Consider the following 24,052-nt stretch of genomic DNA (forward strand, 5'->3'; position numbering starts at 1 on the left):
CACCGTTACGAGGTTGACAAGGCGCTGCTCGATACAGAATTCCCGCTCGCCCGCGAAGTGAAGACAGACAATATCCAGCAGCGGCGCGCCAGCTGCCATGTCAAGCCGTGTACGGTCGTCTTTCGTTGCCGTACGCTGCGTGCACTTCAGAACCTTGAAACCGTAATCAAGACCGAGGGATTCAACCTCGGCCCTGATGTCGTGAATTTCGAGAACTGCCGACTGGATCTGCGGTTGACGAACGAAACTGCCGGATTTCTTGCGTCGCTCGATCAAACCCGCCTTGGCGAGCTGACTCATGACCTTGTTCACTGTCATGCGCGAGCAGTCATAATGGGTGGCAAGATCGACCTCGAACGGCAGCCTGTAACCGGGCGGCCATTCCCCCGAGACGATCCGCCCCTCTATATCGCTGAGGATCGTCTGATGCAGGGTCTGTCCGGCCGATGCCTTTGTCACGTCCGTGATACCTTTCCGCACGGGCTCTTTCTCGTTCTCGCCGAGCCCATATCAGCTATTAAGAAGTTCGGCCATGACCTGGTTGAAACGATCCGATATTTCCCGGCGCCGGATATGCTGACCCGCCTGCACCTGTTTTTCGCCACGGACCCAAACGGTATCGACACGGACATTGCCTGCAAATAACCATTGGTCGAGGATCTTTGACGCGGGAAGATAGGGCACGGCCGAAATATCGAGCGCGACAAGATCGGCGCTTTTTCCCTTTTCGATTCTACTTTCTGACATGAGTGCCCCGCCACCGCCTTCCAGCGCCGCCTGGAAAAGTTTTTCCCCGGTGGAACTGCCCGCATCGGCAATGACATTACGCGCGCGCCGAGACAGACGTTGGGAATATTCCAGCGTGCGCAGCTCTTCAGAAACCGAGATGAGAATATTGGAGTCGGATCCGACACCGAAATGTCCGTCTTCCGCGAGAAAATCCGGAGCGGAAAAGACACCGTCGCCGAGATTGGCCTCCGTGACAGGGCAGAGGCCCGCAACCGCGCCGCTCCGTGCCATACGGCGTATCTCCGCTTGCGTCATATGCGTGGCGTGTATGAGGCACCAGCGCTTATCGACCGGCGCGTTCCCGAGAAGCCATTCCACTGGCCGCGCACCGGAAAAAGCGAGGGAGTCCTCGACCTCTTTGATCTGTTCCGCCACGTGAATATGGATCGGCCCGTCTTTTGCGAGCGGCACGATGGCCGCAAGCTCATCACCGGTCACAGCGCGCAGGCTGTGCGGCGCGATGCCAAGCGCCGCACCCGGAAGGGATTTGACGACAGCCTGTGCGCCCTGCATCAGCTTTTCGTAACTGTCAATCGAATGGATGAAACGTTTCTGCCCGTCGATTGGCGGCTGACCGCCGAAACCGGAATGCGCGTAAAAGACCGGCAGCAATGTCAGGCCTATGCCCGTTTGGGCGGCGGCAGCGCCGATACGCTCCGCCATTTCGGCGATATTTCCGTAATGTGAACCGTCCCTGTCATTGTGCAGGTAATGGAATTCTCCGACCCTGCCGAAACCGGCCTCCAGCATTTCCATATAAAGCTGTGCAGCAACGGCCTCGACATGGTCAGGCGTCATGGAGAGGGCGAATTTATACATGACCGTGCGCCAGCTCCAGAAACTGTCGTCGGCAGGCCCGCGGATTTCGGCAAGTCCAGCCATGGCCCTCTGGAAGGCGTGGCTGTGAAGATTGGGCATGGCCGAAACGATGACGGCATGGCGTTCATCCTGCCGCTCGGGAGAAACACCGCTTTCGACCGATGAAACAACCCCGCCATTACAGACGATACGGACATCCTGCGCCCACCCGCCGCTGAGAAGTGCCGCACCTGCGTGAATTGCCGTCATACCACCCTCTCCTCTTGTTACGACATCGGGCAAGGCCATTTCGGACAGAAAATGCGGCTTGCCAAGCCGATTATTATGTATATACATTTACGCCATAAAGGAAAGGCGAAAAGCAATGCCCGGGAACAAATCTGCAAAGGGAGCGGCGATGGGAAACGCAACGGCCTTGTGGCGTAATGCCCGGCTGGCCACCTTCGATCCATTGAGGGAAGGCATCGGCGCAGTCGAAAAAGGCGTGATCGCCGTCAGCAGCGGTCGCATCGCATTTGCTGGCCCGGAGAGCGATCTGCCCGCTTATCTCGCCGCCGCGGAGGAAATCACCGATTGCGACGGGCGCTGGATCACTCCCGCTCTGATAGATTGCCACACCCATCTGGTCTTTGGCGGCAACCGCGCCATGGAATTCGAAATGCGGCTGAATGGCGCGACTTATGAAGAGATCGCCAAGGCGGGTGGCGGCATCGTGTCCTCCGTGCGCAGCACGCGCGCGGTTTCAGAGGATGTCTTGATGGCGCAAGCGCTGCCCCGTCTCGATACGCTTCTTTCCGAGGGCGTCTCGACGATCGAAATCAAATCCGGTTACGGCCTCGATATAGATACCGAACTGAAAATGCTGCGTGTTGCCCGCAGGCTGGAGACGCTGCGGCCGGTGCGGATCGTCACCAGCTATCTGGCCGCCCATGCAACACCCGCTGAATATAAGGGTAGGAATGGTGACTATATCACCGATGTCGTTTTGCCCGGGCTGGAAAAGGCACAGGCCGAAGGGCTGGTCGATGCGGTGGACGGCTTCTGCGAAGGCATCGCATTCTCCGTCGAAGAAATCGCACGCGTTTTTGAAAAGGCGCGGCAGCTTGGTCTGCCAGTCAAGCTGCATGCCGAGCAGCTTTCCAACCTGGGTGGCGCAGCGCTTGCCGCCTCCTGCGGCGGGCTTTCCGCCGATCATCTGGAATATCTGGATGAATCAGGCGCCAGGGCACTGGCCAAGGCGGGAACCGTGGCCGTACTCTTGCCTGGCGCCTTTTATGCGCTTCGTGAAAAACAGGCTCCGCCGATGCAGGCATTGCGCGATGCAGGCGCGACAATCGCCCTCGCCACCGACTGCAATCCAGGCACCTCACCGCTCACTTCCCTGCTTTTGACCATGAACATGGGTGCAACGCTTTTCCGCATGACCGTGGAGGAATGCCTGGCAGCGACAACGCGCAATGCCGCCAAGGCGCTTGGCCTGCTTGCGGAAACCGGCACGCTGGAGGCCGGGAAATCCGCTGATCTTGCAATCTGGGATATCGAACGCCCGGCCGAGCTTGTCTATCGCATCGGTTTCAATCCGCTCCATGCCCGCATATTCAAGGGACAGAAGGTTTCTCCATGACCATGACGATCATTACGCTTCACCCCGGCAACGTGGCCCTGGCCGATCTGGCCGGCATCTACTGGAACAACGGCTCCGCGAAGCTGGACCGCTCGTTCGACGCCGGCATTGAAAAGGCGGCTGCCCGCATTGCCGAGATTGCCGCGGGTAATGCCCCCGTCTATGGCATCAATACCGGTTTCGGAAAACTTGCCTCCATCAAGATCGATGCAGCCGACGTGGCAACGCTGCAGCGCAATCTCATCCTTTCGCATTGCTGCGGTGTAGGCGCGCCCCTTCCTGAAAATGTGGTTCGGCTGATCATGGCGCTGAAGCTGATTTCGCTTGGCCGCGGCGCTTCCGGCGTGCGGCTGGAACTGGTGCGGCTGATCGAGGCCATGCTGGAACAGGGCGTTATTCCCGTCATTCCCGAAAAGGGTTCCGTGGGCGCTTCCGGCGATCTCGCGCCGCTTGCCCATATGGCGGCGGTGATGATGGGCGAGGGCGAGGCTTTTTATCAGGGCGCTCTGCTGCCCGCCGGCCAGGCGCTGACGAAAGCCGGGCTGACGCCGGTGGTTCTCGCCGCCAAGGAAGGGCTTGCCCTGATCAATGGCACGCAAACCTCCACCGCACTGGCGCTTGCCGGGCTTTTTCGCGCCCATCGCGCCGCGCAGGCTGCGCTGATTACCGGCGCACTTTCCACGGACGCCGCCATGGGGTCTTCCGCTCCATTTCACCCGGATATTCACAGCCTGCGGGGCCACAAGGGGCAGATCGACGCGGGATCTGCGCTTCGCAGGCTGCTCGACGGCTCCGAAATCCGCATCAGCCACATCGAAGGCGATGAGCGGGTGCAGGATCCCTATTGCATCCGCTGCCAGCCGCAGGTGGATGGCGCCTGCCTTGACCTCCTGCGGCAGGTGGCCCGCACACTGGAAATCGAAGCCAATGCGGTGACCGACAATCCTCTGGTGCTTTCTGACAATTCCGTCGTGTCCGGCGGCAATTTCCATGCCGAACCGGTGGCCTTCGCCGCCGACCAGACGGCGCTCGCGATTTGCGAGATCGGGGCCATCGCCCAACGCCGTGTCGCGCTACTGGTCGATCCGGCGCTTTCTTATGGCCTGCCCGCTTTCCTTTCCAAGAAGCCGGGGCTGAATTCCGGGCTCATGATCGCCGAAGTCACTTCCGCAGCGCTGATGAGCGAGAACAAGCAGATGGCACATCCGGCCTCGGTGGATTCGACGCCAACCTCGGCCAACCAGGAAGACCATGTCTCCATGGCCTGCCACGGAGCGCGGCGACTTTTGCCGATGACCGACAATCTATTCGCCATCCTCGGGATCGAGGCGCTTTCAGCCGTTCAGGGCGTGGAACTGCGCGGGCCGCTGAAAACCAGCCCGGAACTGCAAAAGGCCATTTTTGTGCTACGGGCCGCAATCCCTTCGCTGGAGGAAGACCGTTATATGGCGCCGGATCTCAAGGCGGCGGCGGAGTTGATCGCCTCCGGTGCGTTGGTCGCCACGATTTCGGACGGCATCCTGCCGAAGCTGGAGGCTTGAGATGAGGCACGTTTTAACCTTCGCCAACTCTGTTCTTGCAGGGGCTAAACCCACGGAAAAGAGAGGCAATCGATGAAGACTCCCTTTGCCCTTCACCAAGGCACTTCGCCGATCATCCTCGGTCTGCCTCACACCGGCACGGATGTTCCGGCGGAGATTTGGAGCCGCCTCAACGACAACGGCAAAATTCTGGCCGATACGGACTGGTACATCCATGAGCTTTATGCCGGGCTTCTGGAAAACGCGACAACCGTGAGGGCGACGTTCCATCGTTATGTCATCGACGCCAACCGCGACCCGGCCGGGGTGAGCCTTTATCCGGGCCAGAACACGACCGGGCTGGTTCCGGACACCGATTTCGACGGCAAGCCTATCTGGAATGAAGGGCAGGAACCCACGCCGGATGACATTGCGGACCGTCTGGAAACCTTCCACGCGCCCTATCATGCAGCTCTTGCGGCCGAGATCGAGCGGATCAAGGGCATCCATGGGATCGCCATTCTCTATGATTGCCATTCGATCCGTTCGCACATCCCCTTCCTCTTTGAAGGCAAGCTGCCGGATTTCAACATCGGCACGGATATGGGCAGAACCTGTGATCCCGCCATCGAGCACATCGCCGTTGAGGCCACCGCCGCCGCGCAAGGTTACGACAGCGTTCTGAACGGCCGCTTCAAGGGTGGCTGGACGACGCGCCATTATGGCAAGCCGCAGAAAGGTGTGCACGCAATCCAGATGGAGCTGGCACAATCCACGCATCTGCAAAGCGAGGTGCCGCCTTTTGCTTATGACGCGGGCAAAGCCGAACGCCTTCGCCAGCATCTCAAGACGATTCTCACGCGCATGGAAGAATTTGCGCTCGACACGAAACGATAAGGGGAAATCTTATGAACAATCCGCGCCATAATATTCGCGAGGTTCGCGCACCGCAGGGCACCGAGCTCAATGCCAAAAGCTGGATGACGGAAGCGCCGCTGCGCATGCTGATGAACAATCTCGACCCTGATGTGGCCGAGCGACCGCATGAGCTGGTGGTTTATGGCGGCATCGGCCGCGCCGCCCGCACATGGGACGATTTCGACCGCATCGTCGCGACGCTGAAGGATTTGAACGAGGACGAGACCCTGATCGTGCAGTCCGGCAAGCCGGTCGGCGTCTTCCGCACCCACAAGGATGCGCCGCGCGTGCTGATCGCCAATTCGAATCTGGTGCCGCATTGGGCCACCTGGGATCATTTCAACGAGCTGGATAAGAAGGGCCTAGCCATGTACGGCCAGATGACCGCTGGTTCGTGGATTTACATCGGCACCCAGGGCATCGTGCAGGGAACGTACGAAACCTTCGTGGAGGCTGGCCGCCAGCATTATGGCGGTAATCTCAGGGGCAAATGGATCCTGACCGGCGGTCTCGGTGGTATGGGCGGCGCGCAGCCGCTCGCCGCCGTCATGGCCGGCGCCTGCTGCCTTGCCGTCGAATGCGATGAAACCCGCGTCGATTTCCGTCTGCGCACCCGTTATGTTGATGCGAAGGCGCATACACTTGATGAGGCGCTGGCGCTGATCGATCAATGGACGAAGGCCGGCGAGGCCAAGTCCGTCGGCCTGATCGGCAACGCAGCGGAGATATTCCCGGAACTTTTCCGTCGCGGCATCCGGCCCGATATCGTGACCGACCAGACCTCGGCGCACGATCCGATCCATGGTTATCTGCCTGCCGGCTGGAGCGTGGCCGAATGGCGCGCCAAACAGGAGAGTGATCCACAGGCGGTTGCCGCTGCCGCTCGCGCCTCCATGAAAGTTCACGTCCAGGCCATGGTCGATTTCTGGAACGCCGGCGTTCCGACGCTCGATTACGGCAATAATATCCGCCAGGTCGCAAAGGACGAAGGGCTGGAAAACGCCTTCGCTTTCCCCGGCTTCGTGCCGGCCTATATTCGCCCGCTGTTTTGCCGAGGCATCGGGCCGTTCCGCTGGGCGGCACTTTCCGGTGACCCGGAGGACATCTACAAGACCGACGCCAAGGTGAAGGAACTACTGCCCGACAACAAACACCTGCACAACTGGCTGGATATGGCGCGCGAACGCATCGCGTTTCAGGGCCTGCCTGCCCGCATTTGCTGGGTGGGGCTCGGCGACCGCCATCGTCTCGGGCTTGCCTTTAATGAAATGGTCAGGAACGGTGAACTGAAGGCGCCTATCGTGATCGGCCGCGACCATCTCGATTCTGGCTCCGTCGCCTCGCCCAACCGCGAGACCGAATCCATGAAGGACGGTTCCGATGCCGTATCGGACTGGCCGCTGCTTAACGCACTGCTTAACACTGCATCCGGTGCAACCTGGGTATCGCTGCATCACGGCGGCGGTGTTGGTATGGGCTTTTCCCAGCATTCCGGCATGGTCATCTGCTGCGATGGCACCGACGACGCCGCGCGTCGGATCGAGCGTGTTCTGTGGAATGACCCGGCAACCGGCGTCATGCGCCATGCCGATGCAGGTTACGAGATTGCCGTGGAATGCGCCAAGGAGCAGGGACTGCGTCTCCCCGGTATTCTCGGCAATTAATGAGCGTGCCGCGCGGTCCATCGCCGCGCGGCATTCCGACCTTGCGTCGGCAAAGCCTCAGGGCATTACCCAACGCTCCTTTGACTGAAACTTCCGGTTCGATTTTCTCGTTGTTAGCTGTTGGTCGGTCATAGCCGATCATTTTTAGCGTCTATAACGGCGCGGCAAGCTTTTAATGGAGTGCGAACGACAGCATGGCACCGCGGCGTACTTCACTTGCCTTCAGCTTTTTGGTTGGTGCAATTTTTCCGGCTTTTTCTTTGACCGTCCCTGCATCCTCCCAGGCCCAAGAGGCTGTGCCGGTAAGAATCGATGTTGGCGGATATAAGCTCAACAGCCTGTTGCTGGAGCCGCAAAAGCAGGCGGAGCTGCCACCGATCGTCTTCCTGCATGGCGCGAGCGCAAGTCTCTACGACCCGCTGTTGTCCTTTGCGGACAAATTCCGCGGCCGCGCAAAACTTCTGTTCGTCGACAGGCCGGGCCATGGCAGTTCCGACATCGGCGGCAAAGATAATATCCTGCCCGACGGACAGGCCGACGCCGTGGCTCAACTGATGAAAAAGCGCGGCATCCGCAAGGCCATCATCGTCGGCCACTCCTTTGGCGGAGCCATTACCGCGGCATTCGCGCTTCGCCACCCGGAAATGGTGTCGGGCCTGGTGTTTCTTTCTCCGGCGGTTTACCCCTGGCCTGGAGGCATCGCCTGGTATTACACGGCGGCAAGCGCCCGGGTGACAGGCCCGCTTTTTTCGATCTTCGTCGCACCGCCCGTGGGTTTCCTTGCGCTCGACCGGGCGACGCGCGGGGTTTTCGCCCCCAATCATCGTCCTCCCGGCTATGTGGAGGCAACGCGCGCACGGGGGGCGTTGAGACCGCAGGCTTTTCGCCATAACGCGCAGGAAGTCGCCGCGCTGAACACATGGGCGCGGAGCGCCTCACCGAACTACTCCAAAATCAAGGCGCCGACCGTCATTATAACCGGCGACACCGACAATGTTGTTTCACCGGAAATTCATTCCCGCCAGCTTGCACGCGCTATTGATGGGTCGAGCTTGATCATTGTGAGGAATCTCGGACACAAGTCGGACTACGTTGCGCGTGATCTTGTGGTCGCGGCAATCGAAAAACTCGCCGGAAAAAGTGTTGATCTACGCGCCGCGCAAAAAAAGCTTGAACAACGTATCGCTGGCGACCGCGATAAATAGTGCCATCGTCCAGACAAACGACCAGGGAATGCAGAAGATGAGACACCTAGAAAACACCGCCTATACATCAATGCCCTGGAAAAACGGCGGCGGTGTAACGACAGAGATCATCGTTCATCCCGCAAAAGCCCCGATGGCGGATTTCGACTGGCGCATCAGCATGGCGAACGTTGCGCAAGACGGGCCTTTTTCCATATTTCCCGGAGTTGATCGCACCCTTTGCATCCTCGAAGGGAAAGGCATGAGCCTCAGCATCGACGCACGCGAGCCGGTGGTGTTGACGATGGCAAGCGATCCCCTGCCCTTCGCCGCGGATGTTCCGGTGGACGCCGTTTTGGCAGACGGTCCCATCGTCGATCTCAATGTCATGTCCCGTCGCGAGCAATATTCGCATCGCGTCGAAAGACACCGCACCACACTCACTGTCCAGTCGACAGGCTCAACGGCGACAATAATTTTTGCCGTTGATCCCGTCAGCGTCTCATCGGCCGGCCAAACGGTGCATTTGCAGCGACGCGACAGCCTCTTGCTGGAGCGCGGCGCCGGATTTGCAGTGAAGGGCATGGAAGAGGATGGTCGTTTCTTCGTCGTGACGTTTGATCAGGTCTAAGCTGCTTCCCTCAATCGAGACCGAGCGGGTCGGAAACCCGTGGCCATAGGCCAAGGCTTGCCTTGCGGTAAGGTGTTTTTGCCGGGTCGGTGGGATAGGAGGTCGGGGCCGCGATATAGACGATCTCTGAAGCGATCGGCGCAAAACCCGCGTGAAAATGGTTGGTCGACTTGACGAGCAACAGGTCTTTTTTCGCGAAATCGATTCCGAGATTGGAAAAGATATCCGGCTCATAAGTTTGCGTTCGACTGGTGATGAGAATGATGTCGATTTCGGTGCCGAGCGGCCGGACAACGGCGGCGCGGCCGAGCGTAACGCGGCTATTACGGAAACTCTGCCAGCCCGTCTCGACGGTGCGCATAACCTTTACTCGGAAATCCAGCGGATCGCCGCCCTGCGGACTGGATTTTCCACCGATGCGAAGATCGAGCTCTGCGCCCTCCCCCGCTGCATGGCAAAAAGACACTGCGATGGGATCCCAGATCGTCGCGACGCCGATCCTGTCCATGCCGCGCTCTACCATGCGGCGCAGAATGTGGGTCGCGTCACCCGCGACACCGCCGCCGGGATTATCCCATATATCCGAGATCACCACCGGCCTTTGCGAATTTTCGCTGCGAATGGCAACGGCCTGGTCGAGACCGGCTTCCGTATCCAGCATCGGCATGGCGGTCAGCCTGCGCATGGCATAAAGTTCACGGCCCAGCTTTTCGGCCAGCGCGTCCCCTTTGGTCCTGTCGTCATCCGTAACAACGACGATGCGTGTGCCCATGTCCGGTACATCACCCGCCATGAATCCATGAATAACGGAGATGGAGAGAATACCGTCTTTGCCCTCCATCGCCTTCAGCCGGTCCACATAAGAACGCATCGGCTCACGGCTGGTCGGATAAATGGTGATCATCCGGCAATCGAAAGTCGAGATGACGGGCCTGATTTCGCCGCGCAGAGTACGCAACGCCATTTCGACGACATGTTCGCCGCGTTCCTCAAAATCGGTATGGGGAAATTCCAGGAACGTCGCCATGATATCCAGGCTTTCAACCCTTAATGCCGTGAGATGGCTATGGGGATCGAACTCCGCCGCAATTAAGACGTTCGGGCCCACCATTGCCCGGATCCGCGACAGGAAATCCCCTTCAGGATCGTCATAGCCCTGCGCCACCATGGCGCCATGCAGGCCAAGAACCACAGCATCGACCGGCAGGGCTGCCCGGAGCTCCGAAAGAATGGTGTCTCGCAGTGTTTCATACGTCTGGCGCTGGATGAGGCCGGCAGGCTCCGCCCAGCAGGACGTGCCCTCGATGACCGTGAACCCTTCCGCCTTGCCGCGGCGCCGCAGAATAGGGACCGGCGAGGAGCATAGCGTCGGCGTGTCCGGATGTTCACCCGGCCCGGCATAGAAAGCCGCACGAAAGGCATCCATATCCGTGGGAACAGGTGAAAACGTGTTGGTTTCGGTGGCGAGCGACGCCGTGAATATGCGCATTTATGGGGTCTCGTTGCCGGAGCTGCCTGCGGGCTGAGCTCGTTTCCTCAAGTTAATTAGCCGGGTAACATTACCAGACCGTACCGCGTGCAGCGACCTCTTCGACGCGGGTAACAACGCCGTTTCGATGGAACACCATCCTGTCGAAAAGGTTGCTGACGACGCATGTATGGTTCGGCACGACCCTGACGACATCGCCGATCCGGGGACCGCCGGACGCGCAGCCGGAAAGATCGACAACCGCGTGTTCTTCAGAGAGTGAGATGATTTTTGCGCCTTCATGGCCTTCGATCAGCCCATAATCGTTGAAGCCGAGGAGATCGGAGGTCAAAGCCTTGGAGCCGCAATCAAGCACGGCGCGGTCCGCTGCAGGCCGCGAGACAACGGTAGCGAGAACATGCATTGCCAGATCATCGGCCGTGCAATGGCCGGCACGCAACATCGCCCGGTCATTATAGACATAGGTGCCTGCCCGGTGTTCGGTTGCAGAGGGAACGAGATGCGCTGCATAGAAGTCCGGCGAGCCGCCGCTGGAACGAACCGGGCAGTCCACGCCTTTTGCCGCAAGCAGCACCATGGTGTCGCGCAGGAAGCTTTCCACCTTTTCAGCTCCGCCCGGTGCCGGATAGGTCAAGATACCCTTGAATATAAGTCCCGTCGCGGCGACGATTTTCTCAGCAAGTGCCGCTGCCGCCGCCGGTGTCTGCACACCGCAACGCTTTCCACCGGTATCACATTCAACGAGCACGCCGAGCGGCCGCCCCTCATCAAATGTGGCAGCGAGGCCGGCAACCGTCACGTCGCTATCTGCGACAACGCTCAGCTGAGCTATACGGGAATTCAGCGCTTTCAACCGCGACAGTTTCGCGGCACCAAGAATATTGTAGGTAATCAGGATATCGTCAAAACCGGCGTCTGCGAAAACCTCCGCTTCGCTAACTTTCTGGCAATTGATGCCTATGGCGCCGGCCTGAAGCTGCTGTCGGGCGATGGCCGGTATCTTGTGTGTCTTGATATGCGGCCGGAAGGCCTTGCCATGACTGTCGAGATAGGCCTGCGCCTTCTTTATATTTGCGGCAAGCCGGTCTTCGTCGATCACCGGCATTGGCGTCGAAATGGCATCAAGCTTTGCGCCCTCGTCAGGCCATGGATAGGTCATCATATCTCTCTAAGCGAAATAAATCAGATACTTAAGCCAAAGGCTTATAAGCGATAACGTCCATTTCCACCTTGGCGTCAACCATCAGCGGGGACTGTACGGTTGAGCGTGCAGGCGGATGATCGATGAAATGTTTCTGGAACACGGCGTTAAAACTGGAGAAATCCCTGGCGTCATCCAGCCAGACATTCACCTTCACCACATCGGCAAGCGTACAATCAGCCAGCGCCAGGACATCCTTGAGATTGGCCACCACCTGCTCGGTCTGGGCGACGATACCGCCAGTCACCACTTCGCCGTCAATGGTGGGCACCTGTCCGGACACATAGACGAAATCACCGGCCCGGACGGCCTTGGCGAAGGGTCGACGCTGCCCGCCGGCCTGGCTATCTGCGACCTCGAACCGCACCAACTTATTTTTCACCATTCAAGCCTCGCAAATTATTTTCATGATGTTCAATTTTTCTTGCATTTATAGCCGGTTTAACGACGATACTCCATAACCCATGTAAATTATTTAGCAAATGATGAGATTCATTCGCTTTTCGCGACATTTTTTGAATGTTGCGGATATTTACTTAACGGCCGGCGATTTTTCGCTACGCGTCGAATATGACCTATTGCATCCAGGCCAAAGAGCGTCATCCACGCGGTGACCGTGACTCAACCGACGAGTTTGCCGCGGCAAACTACGCATTATAAATGAGGAGGCCGGAGAGTCCGGCACCATTGTTGGGTCCGCAACAGGCATCAGCCTTGTGCGGATATGAGGCGCTTACCGATCACTCTGTCAGTGATGAAATGCGCTATATCACGAGCCTGGATCCGTATATCCGGAACGGCGGTAATTTCCCAGAACCGGCCTGCCGTCAGCGCGCCGACGGCGAAGAGACCTGGCCATGCCTGGCCATCCGTGCGCAGCAGCCGGGAATCGCCGTCGACCTCGACACCAAGGCCAAAGGAATCGAGCCGAAGCACCCCGTCAGATCGCATGCTTTCCAGAAGGCGAGAGTGGCCGATACCCGCGCGTTCCATGCCGGTGCAATTGATGACCCAATCGACCTGCAGTTCCTTAATCATCTGCGTATGCCGAACGCGATAACGAATGGAGATGCTCTCCTCCTGTTCATCGATCGCCTGGAGATAACCCGCGTGGATAGTGAGAACGCCGTCTGACAACAGCTTGTCAAAGGCGTCATGCACCTCAGGCGCGATGCGATGTCTATGGATATTCCACCAAGGCAGCGCATGCCGCAAAAACCTTGCGCGTTGCTGTGAGCTGAGGCTCTGCCATAGCGATTGTGTTTTTGGCCGCAAACCGTCCATAACCGAGCGCCATGGCGCCCCGTTGGTCACCTGTTGACGGAGAGATCGTAATAGCTCGCTTATCTCAGTGGAACCTTCAGGCAGACGCGGAGCGCTAGGCGGCACAGGCGGACTAACATGCGGATGCGGAATGAGCCCGCGGCGGGACAGGACATGGATCGGGCCCCGGTGACCTTTTCCGCGCAGCGTCAACACCTGATCGATCATCGTAAGGCCGGAACCAAGGATACAGATACGATCCCCGCTCTTCACCCGGGACAACCATCCCGGCTGCCAGCAATGGCTCACCACGCGCTGCACGCCCTCTTCACGTTTTGCGACAGTTTGCACCGGCAAACTTGCAGCACCAACGCCGAGACACAGAACGACATTGCGTGCCTGCAATGTCTCGCCATTTTCCAGGGTGAAGGTAAAGCCGCCTTGTGATTCGGGCCGGCAAGCGGATGCCTTCGCCCGAATAAAATCCACACGCGCCCGCTGTTCCCGGCTTCTGAGAAGACTGGCGAGCCGGTCCCGCAGATAGAGCCCATAATCGCCCCTCGACGCGAATAGAAGGGGATCGTTTCCCAGCCCGTTCTGCGCCAACCATTCGACAAAATCGTCCGGGCGGTCTGGAAAGACACTCATACGCCCCGCAGGCACATTCAGCCGATGATAGGGTAGTTCCGTGCGATAGGCGGTTCCGCGGCCAAAATCCGACTCGTCACCAACGATGGCAATCGACGCCTCCGCTGGCAGTGATAACAGGAGATGGGCTGCTGTACAAATGGCCGAGAAACCCGAACCGACTAGAGCGACGTCATAGGACATTCAATCCTCCAACCAACGACAATGGAATTGCCCGGCAACCAGCGCGAGGCCTCCCATACTCTAGTCATGCAGTAGAGATTAACCAGCTGCGAATGTCCACCCTTGAATTTCCCAACTGCCCCGCCCTAGCGAGATAGCGAAAGTTAGCCGCGGCAAACTTCCGGCCCACCTGCTGTCATAACTCAAGCCGAGGGAGCGAGGGAGCGAGGGAGCGAGGGGAAAAACGAGGCCAAGTTAGCCGCGGCAAACCAGAAAACGCCAAGAAGGGAAAAGTGATTCTTCCACAATGCTTTAGCGGCGTCTCTGTACATGAGAAAAAAGCCTATTGCGCCAAAAAGAGAATCGGCGCTTATATCTCAGTTGCGGAAAAAACCGCCTTTTTCGAAAAAAACCGCTACTGCAATTTCGAGCGAAAGAAGACCGATGACACAGAGTGCCGATTTAAGACGTGCCGCAGGAGCACCTGACCTGACGAGTCTTATACAACAGCATTCGGCTGCGTTGTCAGCCCAGTTGCAGGCGCATAACGCAAATACATTTTCCCCACATACCGAAAAGAGCATGCGGCATTTCTCTCCGGCTGAGACCGCAAAGCTCATCGGCATTGGCGAAGCCTATCTGCGCCAGATCGCTTCCGAGTTGCCTGAGCTTGATGCCGCGCAGGTATCCGGGCGTCGCTCCTATTCCGTAGAAGACATGCGCGATATCAGGGGTTTTCTGGACCAGGGTGCGCGTGGCACACGCCGCTACCTGCCCCACCGCCGGGAGGGTGAAGAGTTACAGGTCATCGCCGTCATGAATTTCAAGGGCGGTTCGGGAAAGACAACCACCTCTGCCCATCTGGCGCAATATCTGGCACTACGTGGCTATCGGGTTCTTGCCATCGATCTCGACCCCCAGGCCAGCCTTTCCGCGCTTTTTGGTCACCAGCCCGAGATTGATGTCGGGCCGAACGAGACGCTTTATGGCGCGATCCGTTATGACGATGAACGCCGCCCCATCGCCGAGATTGTCCGTGGCACCTATATTCCCGATCTCCACATTGTTCCTGGCAATCTGGAACTTATGGAGTTCGAACACGATACTCCGCGTGCGCTGATGCGCCGTGCACCGGGTGACACGCTGTTCTTCGCCCGTATCGGCCAGGCGATCGCCCAAGCGCAAAATTTCTACGACGTTGTCGTCATCGATTGCCCACCGCAACTCGGTTATCTGACGCTTTCGGCTCTGACAGCGGCGACATCGGTGCTCGTCACCGTCCATCCGCAGATGCTTGACGTGATGTCGATGAACCAGTTCCTCGCCATGACCGGCGACCTTCTGGCAGAAATTGGCCGGGCCGGTGCTCGGTCGGATTATAACTGGATGCGTTACCTGATCACCCGTTTCGAACCGAGCGACGGGCCGCAGAACCAGATGGTCGCTTTCCTGCGATCGATCTTTGGTGAAAACGTCCTCAATCATCCGATGCTGAAAAGCACGGCGGTCTCGGACGCTGGATTGACCAACCAGACGCTCTTCGAAGTGGAGAGGACGCAATTCACCCGGTCGACCTATGATCGCGCGCTGGAAGCCATGAACAATGTGAACGCTGAAATCGAAGGACTGATTAAAAAAGCGTGGGGTAGGGCAGCATGAGCAGAAAACAAATCTTCGCAAATCTTGGCACACCGGGTACTGACAACAACGATACCACGCCGGAGCGTTCGCGACCCCGTATCAGGCCTATCCTCGGCTCCCCTGAGCTGGTGACGGATGTTTTGAACTCCCCCGTCGGTATGATCGGTCAATCGCTGAATGAAGTCTCGGAGCGCGCCAAACGGGCTGAAGCCATTGAAAAGCAGCTCGCCGAAGGACTGACGATTGTCTCTCTCGACCCCGCGGATATCGATCCCTCCTTCATACCGGATCGTATGCCCGCTTCCGAAGAGGCCGATGCCGGTCTGGTGGAGGCAATTCGTGAGCAGGGGCAGCAGGTGCCGATTCTCGTGCGCCCGCATCCCGATTTCCCGGGCCGTTATCAGGTCGCCTTCGGTCATCGCCGCCTTCGCGCCGTTTCAAGTCTTGGAATTCCGGTCAAGGCCGTTGTGCGGGATCTCAGCGATGAACAGCTGGTGGTGGCCCAGGGCCAGGAAAATAACGAACGCCGCGACCTGACCTATATCGAGAAAGCACGGTTTGCGCAGAAACTGCAGATGCGGTTCCCTCGAGACACGATCATGGCGGCAATGTCGCTTCACAAGGGCGATCTGTCCAATATGCTTTCGGTCGTTGGACGCATTCCAGAGGATCTGGTCGATCTCATAGGCCCCGCACCCACTGTCGGCCGCCGCAACTGGCTGGATCTTGCCGACCAGCTTTCCTCCTCACAGGTCAAGGAGGCGGCCCGCGCATATGTCAGCGAACCGACGGTTGCCTCGCTTCCTTCCGAAGAACGCTTCAAGGCGCTTCTGGACTTTTTGAAGCCAAAGGCACAGGCCAAGAAAACCGGCGTATGGTCTTCGGATACGGGCCGTCGCCTGGCGAAAGTGGTCGAGAGCGACCGCAAGCTGGATATATCGATCGACAAGAACGAAGCACCGGAATTTGCCGAATTCGTTCTTGAGCATCTTCAGACGCTGTTTGCCGAGTATCGGTCCAAGCAGTGATTTCTAACCCGAACGACTAACAGGAGACGCATCACAAAAGAAAAAAGCCCCCGAACGTTGCCGCGCGGAAGCCTTTCTTTGATTTAAGCACCCGAAGAATCTCATTTCCGCGAATCATAGTCAAGAGTCTTGGCATCGAATTTTTCGGTGAGCGATTTTCTTTTGCCTTGTGAAAGGTGAAAGACATGGACAGCACATGTGTAACGACGCCCTTTGGGCGGCGAGCGATGTCGTTTGGCGTGCTCGCAACCCAGTTTGCCGCGCAGAAAAACAGAAAATGCGAAGCAGTCGACAAATGGAAACTCTATCGGTCGGTCTGTGAAGCAAGACCGCTGCTCGGCGTAACCGATCGCTCGCTTGCCGTTCTGAACGCGCTCCTGAGCTTTTATCCCAAAAATGAGCTTTCCAGCGAAGCCGGATTGGTGGTGTTTCCATCCAATACGCAGTTGTCGCTCAGGGCACATGGCATGGCGGAACAGACATTGCGTCGGCATCTTTCGGCTCTTGTCGAAGCCGGCCTCATCATCCGCAAGGACAGCCCGAATGGGAAACGTTACGCACGGAAGCACAGGGGTGGCGAGATCAGCGAAGCCTACGGGTTCTCACTCGCACCGCTTCTTGCTCGTAAAACGGAAATAGAGGAACTGGCCGAACGCATCATTGGCGAACGGCTCGATCTTCAACGGCTTCGCGAGACGATCAGCCTCTGCCGTCGGGACATCCAGAAACTCTGCGAAATGATTGCTGCCAGCGGCAAGATCGAGATCTTTGACGGGTTTCAGGCCCGTTACAACGACATCGCGCGGGCTCTAGGGCGCAATTCGAAGACAGCTGAACTCAAGGAAATCGCCGGTTTTCTGGCTTCACTGCGCACAGAAGTGACCAACTATCTGGAAAATCTTGAAAAATCGGAAAATTTGAGCGGCAATGACTGCCAAAATGAGCGCCTCATAAAGAATTCAGAATCCGAATCCATATCTGAACCGCAGGAATTGGAGGATGCCGCGCCGGTTCGAAATGCTGCAACAGTCGCGTCCACATCCGCAGATGCCGCGGTCACTGGTGTCACACCTCCAAAACCAACACCCAAGAACGATCTTCATAAGCAATTTTTTGTTCCTGATATTGTTTTGGTTTTGAAAGCGTGCCCGGACATCTCACTCTATGCACCTGGAGGTGCGGTGACTGGCTGGAGAGATATGGAGGTGGCAACTTCCGTCATCAGAACGATGTTCAGCATCAGCCAGTCGGCCTATCAGGACGCTTTGGCCACCTTCGGGAGGCAGGGAACAGCGGCCATCCTCGCTTGCCTGTTGCAGAAGGCTGATCAAATCAGTTCGCTTGGCGGATATCTGCGCAATCTCACACGTAAGGCCCAGGAAGGTAGTTTCGATCTCAAGGCTATGCTCACGGCGCAACTGCGTGGTCGGACAGACAAGCAGGAGGCGGGAACGAGATCATGAGGGCGTGATGAGCGGAGCGGCGGCAGCTTGCGAAAAACCGGCTATGCGGTTAGATTCTTGCTGTTCACGCAAACACCAAAAGATTCGTTGGAACGAAGCTGCTAGAACACTTTGTGTCCGATCGGGGCTTCCCGTGGTTAATGCAAAGTAACGAAAGTTAAGTCCAATTTAGCTTTCGTTTGCGCGTTTCCATGATTGGTTTCAATTGCTTGAGTCTGGAGCATTTTTAATGCCAAGTAGCTGTCTCGCCGCATTCCAGGGTCAATTAAATTGCGACGGGGCCGGACTGAAAACCTACGGTGAACATCAGCCTGTTCATTTCGGGCAGAAGTTCCTCCCTCGAAAAAAGTTCCGCGATATGTCGCCAATCCGCGCTACCTTGGCGCCGACGAATTGAACTTTCGCTGGCACTGCGCGTTCCAGTCCATGGTTTAACGGAACGCCACGCTCATGACATTTCCGGATGATATAGAACTGGCCGTCGCCCTTTACATGGCGGATAAAGCTATGCCCCGACATATTGCGATTGCAGAGCTCGTGAAATCGGTCCTCGAAGACACCGGCTATCTCCCAGGGGGCGAGGGGCGGCCGCCTGAAGTCGTCGATGGGCAATCGAGCGGTGATTACGTGCAATACCGCACTTACCTTGACGGCGATACCTGAAGCTGCGCGGAACAAATGCAGGTGATGGCTGTTATTGGCGCAGATAAAAGCGTCAGGGAATTTCGATGTTACCCAAGCCCCTCTTTCTCGCCGCCGGCCTCGTTTGCGTAATGGTCGTGCCGGTATTTTCCCAGTCCCTGGAAATCAGCCGGCTGGAAGATAAAAAAGACGGTAACGCAGCGGTTTCATCGGCGCCTTCCGCCCAAAGTTACATTATTGATGTCTCCGGAAAAACGGTGCGGCTGGTGGGACCGCAGTTCCTTCCCGACAGGGCGCGTGGGCTGGAATTCCCCGGCCGCGGGTCAGATCATAACAATACCGGGGCTGAAACCCACGTCTTGCGACAGTGAGGGATTGCGATGATCTATGCTCCGCAAACGGAAGCAGAATGAGAACAGGAACCCAGATTTCCCGACGGGCGCCGAGGGCAGAAAGCTGGATCCGGCATGACGGCCAGGAGACGGGAAAGGCAACATTTCCTGAGCTGTTCTTTGATCTGGTTTTCGTTTTCGCTCTTATTCAGTTATCCCATTCTCTGGCGAAGGACTTTGGGCCAACGGCGGTGCTGGAAGCCGGCATCCTGATATTGTCCCTGTGGTGGCTGTGGATACACACCACCTGGATCACCAATCTGCTGAATACCGAAAAAGAACCGGTCAGGATTTTGCTCTTCGTGCTGATGTTTGGCGGTGTACTGCTGGCCATCGCCTTGCCGGAAGCCTTTGCCGAACAGGGCCTGGTTTTCGCGCTGATCTACAGCGTCATGCAGATCGGTCGAAGCCTGTTTGCTCTCTATGCCTTCAGGGATGAAGACCGGCAGTCGTTTCTGGTGTTCGTGAGGGTGACGATCTGGCTGGCCATTTCGAGCCTGTTCTGGTTGGCAGGCGGATTTTGCGATCTGGGGGAACGCATTCTCCTGTGGGGCATGGCGCTCGCAATCGAGTATGCCGGTCCGGCCTGCCGCTATGTTGTCCCCGGCTTGCGTTCTCGCGATGACGACAGTCTGCATCTTTCCGGAGAGCATCTGGCGGAACGTTGCGCCCTGTTTGTCATCATCTGTCTGGGGGAAACAATTCTGACCACTGGCCGGACGGCAACCGAATATATGAACTCCGGGCTGACATTTGTCGTTTTCTGCTCCGCCTTCATCAGCACCGTCGCGATGTGGTGGATTTACTTCCATCACGGACAGGCGGAAGCCTCCAGAAAAGCCGAGAACGCCGACGAGAAGGCGAAGATCGCCCATAATCTCTTCAATTACGGACATTTGCCAATCGTCGCCGGTATCATTCTGACGGCGGTGGGAGAGGATTTCAGCCTGTCCCACGCCCACGAGGCCGCAACGATAAGGGAGGCCATCGCAATCGTCGGTGGTCCCGTCCTCTTTCTGGCAGGCAATATCGGTGTCAAGATCGCAGCGACCTATCAGCGCCCCGTCTCGCATTTTGCGGGCGTGGCAGCGCTCTGCCTATTGTTGCCGGTGCCGGGCATTCCGCTATTCATCCTGCAGCTGGCCAGCACGGGTATTCTGCTGCTTGTTGCCCTGTGGGAATATCTGGCTCTGAAAAAGTCAGTCGCCACGGCGTGATCTCGAATGCTCAGACGCTGACCAGATTGCGCGTCCTCTCGTTCCAGAGCTTGAGGCTTTTCGCGTAAGCTTCGTCAAAGGAAAGCCCCATGTCATTGACGAGCATCAACGCGGCGGCGGCGGTGGATATGATGATGGTTTCCGCCCTTTCGTCTTTCGCGGCTCCTGTCCAGACTGCACGCCAATATTCGAAGGTGGTAAACATGGTTGGCATTTCGGCAGGCGGTGCTTCGCGGGCGGGGACCAGGACCTCCACGTCCCTTCCGCTTGAAAGACCGAAAATCCGTGTGCTGCGGAATGGCGTGAACTGTGCGAAATCCCGCGTGTTACCGAGTATTGCGAGATTCTCCACGGCGAGCAGGCGGGCGGTATCGCGATGCAGCTCCTGATAGGCCGGACGGGCGAGCCCTATAATGGTGCTCCTTGCGCGCAGTGGATTGAGAAGGTGGACGACAGTATGCACCGGCAGGCGCATTTCCAGAATGCCATGGAGACTGAGCAGGCTCTGGAATTGCAGAGACAGGCCGCCCAGGGGGAGATAGGCGATCCGTTCGGATGACGTGGCCTCGGCCGCCTGCGAAAGCGAACGGCAAAGGGGAATACCGCAGGCTTGTGCGGCGCGTTCAAGCTTGCCGCCATTTTCGCCCTGACCAACATGGCCGTGCAGCAGCACCCTGTATCCCGCCATGGAAACGAGGCGGGCAGAATGCACGAACCATGGCGCGTCGCGGTGTTTGGGGGACATATAAGCCGGCCAGTCGAGATCGACGGTGACAGGCCGGTAGCGGTCGCGCCCGACATGTCGCCACGTGGCCTGGATGAAGCCGGCCAGTTCGGCCGCCGTCACGCCGCGATAATGCATGGTGGCGAGCAGTGCCCCGATCTGTATCGGATCGGCATCCCCTTCCAGAATGATCGACAGTGCATCCGTCGCCTCCGATTGGCTGAGCGGACGGCTGTTGCCTATTCCCATCGCAGACGTTGCAATATACTTGGCGAGCCGTTCCTGTGGGGCAGAATTGTGGCCGATGCGGGCGAGACGCTCGGCAATGTTTTCCGGCGTCGGCTGACCTTCAAGAAGAATGCTGGGGCGAAGGGAAAGTGGCGGTGCTTTCATCAATGCCGGCTGCTCCCAGCCGTTCTTATTGATGGTGGCCGGCGCGTCGGGTTCTTCCTGCGAATAATCGATCAGATTTTCGGCCTCTGCCGCCAGGGAGCGGATGCGCAGGCGCATGGCTTCGGCAAAGGGGGTGGGGCGCAGGCCTTGGCCGGTGCGGAGAAAGAGCTGGTCCCCGTATTTTTCCCGTAGCTGCTGCAAGATCCGGCTCATCGATGATGTTGGAAGTCCCATGCCCGCCGCGGCGCGGCTGACACTACCTTCCCGCAACAACGCATCAAAAGCGACAAGCAGTTTCAGCTGCCCAAGCCTGTCGGGTTTTGCCGTGGAAGCCGGTCCGTCTTTTCTCTTGCTGGTTGTCATCTGGCGAATTTTTACTCCACTCATCTTAAGAGGGAGCCCTTTTTGCAATTTCTAGAATTTAGAACTGTTCGAAAACAAACCTGTTGCACCCGCACCCCCCTCGTAAATAAGTGGGGTGAAATTCTCAAGTTAAATGCGGGGGCATAACATGGAATTGAAGTACCGGGGCTGCAAAAAGGCTTCGATGACAATAAAGACTACTTTTTCGGCAGCAATGGCGGGAACCGCGTTAAATATTGCTCTGCCCGCTTTTGCGCAGCAGGCATCCGAAAATACCACTGTTCTTGAGCAGATCGTCGTCACCGCGTCCGGTTTCGAGCAGAATGTAAAAGACGCTCCGGCCAGCATCACCGTCGTCACACGGGAGGATCTGGAAAAGGGGGCGTATCGCGACCTGACTGACGCCCTGCGCGAAGTGCAGGGCGTGTCCGTCACCGGAATCGCCAACGAAAAGGATGTTTTCATCCGCGGCTTGCCGGGCGCCTATACGTTGATCCTCGTTGACGGCAAGCGGCAGAGCACGCGCGATGCCCGCACGAATGGCAACTCCGGCTTCGAACAGAGCTTCGTGCCGCCGGTTTCGGCGATCGAACGTATCGAAGTGGTGCGCGGTCCCATGTCCTCGCTTTATGGCTCGGATGCCATGGGCGGCGTGATCAACATCATCACCCGCAAGGTCGGCGACGTCTGGTCGGGCTCCGTCACCACCGAGGGCACGGTTCAACAGCATTCGAAATTCGGCAACAGCGGCCAGGTCTCCTGGTATGCGAACGGTCCGATCCTCAAGGATCAGCTTGGTCTGCAGCTCTGGGGCAGGGGCTTCACGCGCGGCGAAGACCGCATTTTGGGCGGGACCACCGGCGCCAAGGAATATGATTTCAACGGCCGCCTGACGTTTACGCCGAACGAAGATCACGACATCTATCTCGAGGGTGGCAAGACAAGGCTACGCCGGAGCGCCGAGCCTGGCGAATCGCTCGCGGCCAATAGCGACGGCACCTACAACATCAACACGCGTGACCACTGGTCACTCTCGCACACCGGCCGCTGGGGACCGACCACATCCGAATTCTCGTTGCAGCAGGAATGGGCGGAACGCACCAATTTCACCAGAAACATCCGAACCGGCCGCGTGACTGAAAATGCACGCTCGCCGGAGGTGCGCAATACCGTGCTCGATGGCAAGTTCACCACGCCTTTCGAGCTCTTCGGCAACCACACACTGGTCACGGGCGGCCAATATTTCGAGGCACGGCTGACGGACCAGAACCCGGGCCGCCGTACCGGCCGGGACGAGACGTTTTCGGCCACGCAATGGGCTCTATTCCTTGAGGATGAGTGGCGCATCGTCGACAATTTCGCGCTGACGGGCGGGCTTCGCCTCGATAACCATGAAAAATACGGCAATCATTTCAGCCCGCGTCTTTATGGCGTCTGGAGCGCCACGGAAGAGCTGACCATCAAGGGCGGCGTTTCCACCGGTTTCCGCGCACCGGAAATCCGTCAGATCGCGCCGGGTTATGCCTATACGACAGGTGGGGGCGGTTGCACCTATGGTCCGAGCGGCACCTGCGGTGTGATCATCGGCGATCCCAACCTCGAAGCGGAAAAAAGCACGAGTTACGAAGTGGCGGCACTTTGGGAGAATGGTGACGTCGCTCTGGGGGCCACCTATTTCTACACCGATTTCAAGGACAAGATTTCCAACGCGCTGGTGCTCAATCCCGATGGAACGCCTGTCCGCTGGAGCGAAGACCGCAACTACCGCCTCTGGTATAATTACAATATCGACGATGCGGTCATTCAGGGTGTGGAATTGACGGCGACCTGGTACGCGACGCCGGAACTGACGCTGCGCGGCAACTATACCTATACGCATTCCGAACAGAAGACCGGTGATTACCAAGGTTTTCCATTGGCGCGGACACCGGAGCATATGGCCAATCTGCGCGGCGACTGGGTGACACCGATCGATGGTCTTGAAGCCTGGGCCTCGCTGAATTACCACGGATCGGAAATCAATGCCGGCCCGCGCATCGGCACGAACGGCACGCCGGTGACGATCAACGGCAAGGCCGGTCGAAAATATGACGCCTACACCACGCTTGATATCGGCGCGAAATATGCGGTCGCCGAAAATGTCGATCTCAATGCCGCCGTCTACAACGTCTTCGACAAGGATGTCGGCACCGACGATTTCAACACCGTCATGGAAGGCCGTCGTTTCTGGATCAGCATGACAGCGAAGTTCTGATCCAGTCATAGCCGCGAAATTCG

The 24,052-nt window shown here is 58.0% G+C and carries 20 protein-coding genes (1 of these 20 cut by a window edge); 13 read left to right on the forward strand and 7 right to left on the reverse strand.

The genetic code is table 11. From position 1 onward, the window contains the following. Both hutC and EYD00_RS18480 read right to left on the reverse strand, forming a co-directional pair. On the reverse strand, positions 1-459 hold the 5' portion of the coding sequence (gene hutC / locus EYD00_RS18475; RefSeq protein ID WP_034500326.1) for a histidine utilization transcriptional repressor HutC. Its footprint begins 267 nt before the window's first position; the window shows 459 of its 726 coding nt (coding positions 1-459); the start codon lies at positions 457-459; the stop codon falls past the left edge of the window. A gap of 51 nt (positions 460-510) precedes the next feature. Next, positions 511-1,857 carry a formimidoylglutamate deiminase gene (locus tag EYD00_RS18480; protein WP_022563262.1) on the reverse strand — a complete coding sequence of 449 codons (1,347 nt, stop codon included), beginning with the start codon at positions 1,855-1,857 and terminating at the stop codon, positions 511-513. A gap of 115 nt (positions 1,858-1,972) precedes the next feature. On the opposite strand from EYD00_RS18480, the gene hutI reads away from it, so the two are divergent. The 6 genes from hutI (at position 1,973) to EYD00_RS18510 (ending at position 9,149) form a co-directional block, all read left to right on the forward strand. Continuing rightward, positions 1,973-3,232: an imidazolonepropionase gene (gene hutI, locus EYD00_RS18485; RefSeq protein WP_034500285.1), complete on the forward strand. Its 1,260-nt coding sequence runs from the start codon at positions 1,973-1,975 to the stop codon at positions 3,230-3,232. Further along, positions 3,229-4,773, forward strand: coding sequence for a histidine ammonia-lyase (hutH, locus tag EYD00_RS18490; protein ID WP_022563264.1), 1,545 nt, complete (start codon positions 3,229-3,231; stop codon positions 4,771-4,773). Before hutI ends, hutH begins: the two co-directional genes overlap by 4 nt. A 72-nt stretch (positions 4,774-4,845) precedes the next feature. Next, positions 4,846-5,649 (forward strand): N-formylglutamate deformylase, encoded by an 804-nt coding sequence (gene hutG, locus EYD00_RS18495; protein ID WP_022563265.1) that lies wholly within the window; start codon positions 4,846-4,848, stop codon positions 5,647-5,649. 11 nt (positions 5,650-5,660) lie between these two features. After that, complete coding sequence (gene hutU / locus EYD00_RS18500; protein WP_022563266.1) at positions 5,661-7,334, forward strand: urocanate hydratase; 1,674 nt, start codon at positions 5,661-5,663, stop codon at positions 7,332-7,334. Between the two features lie 194 nt (positions 7,335-7,528). Continuing rightward, on the forward strand, positions 7,529-8,539 hold the full coding sequence (locus tag EYD00_RS18505; RefSeq protein WP_022563267.1) for an alpha/beta fold hydrolase: 1,011 nt from the start codon (positions 7,529-7,531) through the stop codon (positions 8,537-8,539). Positions 8,540-8,576: 37 nt separating this feature from the next. Next, positions 8,577-9,149: a HutD/Ves family protein gene (locus EYD00_RS18510; protein WP_034500330.1), complete on the forward strand. Its 573-nt coding sequence runs from the start codon at positions 8,577-8,579 to the stop codon at positions 9,147-9,149. A gap of 10 nt (positions 9,150-9,159) precedes the next feature. On the opposite strand, the gene EYD00_RS18515 is transcribed toward EYD00_RS18510, so the two are convergent. The 4 genes from EYD00_RS18515 to EYD00_RS18530 form a co-directional block, all read right to left on the reverse strand. Further along, positions 9,160-10,638, reverse strand: a complete 1,479-nt coding sequence (locus tag EYD00_RS18515; RefSeq protein WP_034500288.1) for a M81 family metallopeptidase — start codon at positions 10,636-10,638, stop codon at positions 9,160-9,162. Positions 10,639-10,708: 70 nt separating this feature from the next. Then, a complete protein-coding gene (locus EYD00_RS18520; protein ID WP_022563270.1) occupies positions 10,709-11,797 on the reverse strand; it encodes a D-TA family PLP-dependent enzyme in 1,089 nt (362 codons plus the stop codon). A gap of 31 nt (positions 11,798-11,828) precedes the next feature. Beyond that, positions 11,829-12,224 (reverse strand): RidA family protein, encoded by a 396-nt coding sequence (locus tag EYD00_RS18525; RefSeq protein ID WP_022563271.1) that lies wholly within the window; start codon positions 12,222-12,224, stop codon positions 11,829-11,831. A gap of 323 nt (positions 12,225-12,547) precedes the next feature. Beyond that, on the reverse strand, positions 12,548-13,933 hold the full coding sequence (locus tag EYD00_RS18530) for an FAD/NAD(P)-binding protein (protein WP_034500290.1): 1,386 nt from the start codon (positions 13,931-13,933) through the stop codon (positions 12,548-12,550). A gap of 423 nt (positions 13,934-14,356) precedes the next feature. Here EYD00_RS18530 and repA point away from each other — a divergent pair, with 423 nt between their 5' ends. The 6 genes from repA (at position 14,357) to EYD00_RS18560 (ending at position 20,295) form a co-directional block, all read left to right on the forward strand. Further along, a complete protein-coding gene (gene repA, locus EYD00_RS18535) occupies positions 14,357-15,571 on the forward strand; it encodes a plasmid partitioning protein RepA (RefSeq protein ID WP_022563274.1) in 1,215 nt (404 codons plus the stop codon). Beyond that, complete coding sequence (gene repB / locus EYD00_RS18540; RefSeq protein WP_034500292.1) at positions 15,568-16,581, forward strand: plasmid partitioning protein RepB; 1,014 nt, start codon at positions 15,568-15,570, stop codon at positions 16,579-16,581. Before repA ends, repB begins: the two co-directional genes overlap by 4 nt. A 185-nt stretch (positions 16,582-16,766) precedes the next feature. Beyond that, a complete protein-coding gene (gene repC, locus EYD00_RS18545) occupies positions 16,767-18,044 on the forward strand; it encodes a plasmid replication protein RepC (RefSeq protein WP_022563276.1) in 1,278 nt (425 codons plus the stop codon). 450 nt (positions 18,045-18,494) lie between these two features. Continuing rightward, complete coding sequence (locus EYD00_RS18550) at positions 18,495-18,707, forward strand: hypothetical protein (RefSeq protein WP_003584900.1); 213 nt, start codon at positions 18,495-18,497, stop codon at positions 18,705-18,707. 65 nt (positions 18,708-18,772) lie between these two features. Then, complete coding sequence (locus EYD00_RS18555) at positions 18,773-19,057, forward strand: hypothetical protein (RefSeq protein WP_022563277.1); 285 nt, start codon at positions 18,773-18,775, stop codon at positions 19,055-19,057. 38 nt (positions 19,058-19,095) lie between these two features. Next, positions 19,096-20,295: a low temperature requirement protein A gene (locus EYD00_RS18560; protein WP_022563278.1), complete on the forward strand. Its 1,200-nt coding sequence runs from the start codon at positions 19,096-19,098 to the stop codon at positions 20,293-20,295. A gap of 10 nt (positions 20,296-20,305) precedes the next feature. Here the strand turns inward: EYD00_RS18560 and EYD00_RS18565 are convergent, their stop codons facing one another. After that, the gene (locus EYD00_RS18565; RefSeq protein ID WP_034500297.1) at positions 20,306-21,775 is read right to left on the reverse strand and encodes a glycosyl transferase family protein; all 1,470 of its coding nucleotides are present in this window, start codon (positions 21,773-21,775) and stop codon (positions 20,306-20,308) included. Positions 21,776-21,923: 148 nt separating this feature from the next. Here EYD00_RS18565 and EYD00_RS18570 point away from each other — a divergent pair, with 148 nt between their 5' ends. Continuing rightward, positions 21,924-24,029, forward strand: a complete 2,106-nt coding sequence (locus EYD00_RS18570; RefSeq protein ID WP_003584912.1) for a TonB-dependent receptor plug domain-containing protein — start codon at positions 21,924-21,926, stop codon at positions 24,027-24,029. Positions 24,030-24,052 lie beyond the last annotated feature (23 nt).

The sequence above is a fragment of the Agrobacterium sp. 33MFTa1.1 genome (assembly GCF_004328495.1).
GTDB classification, from domain to species: domain Bacteria; phylum Pseudomonadota; class Alphaproteobacteria; order Rhizobiales; family Rhizobiaceae; genus Agrobacterium; species Agrobacterium pusense.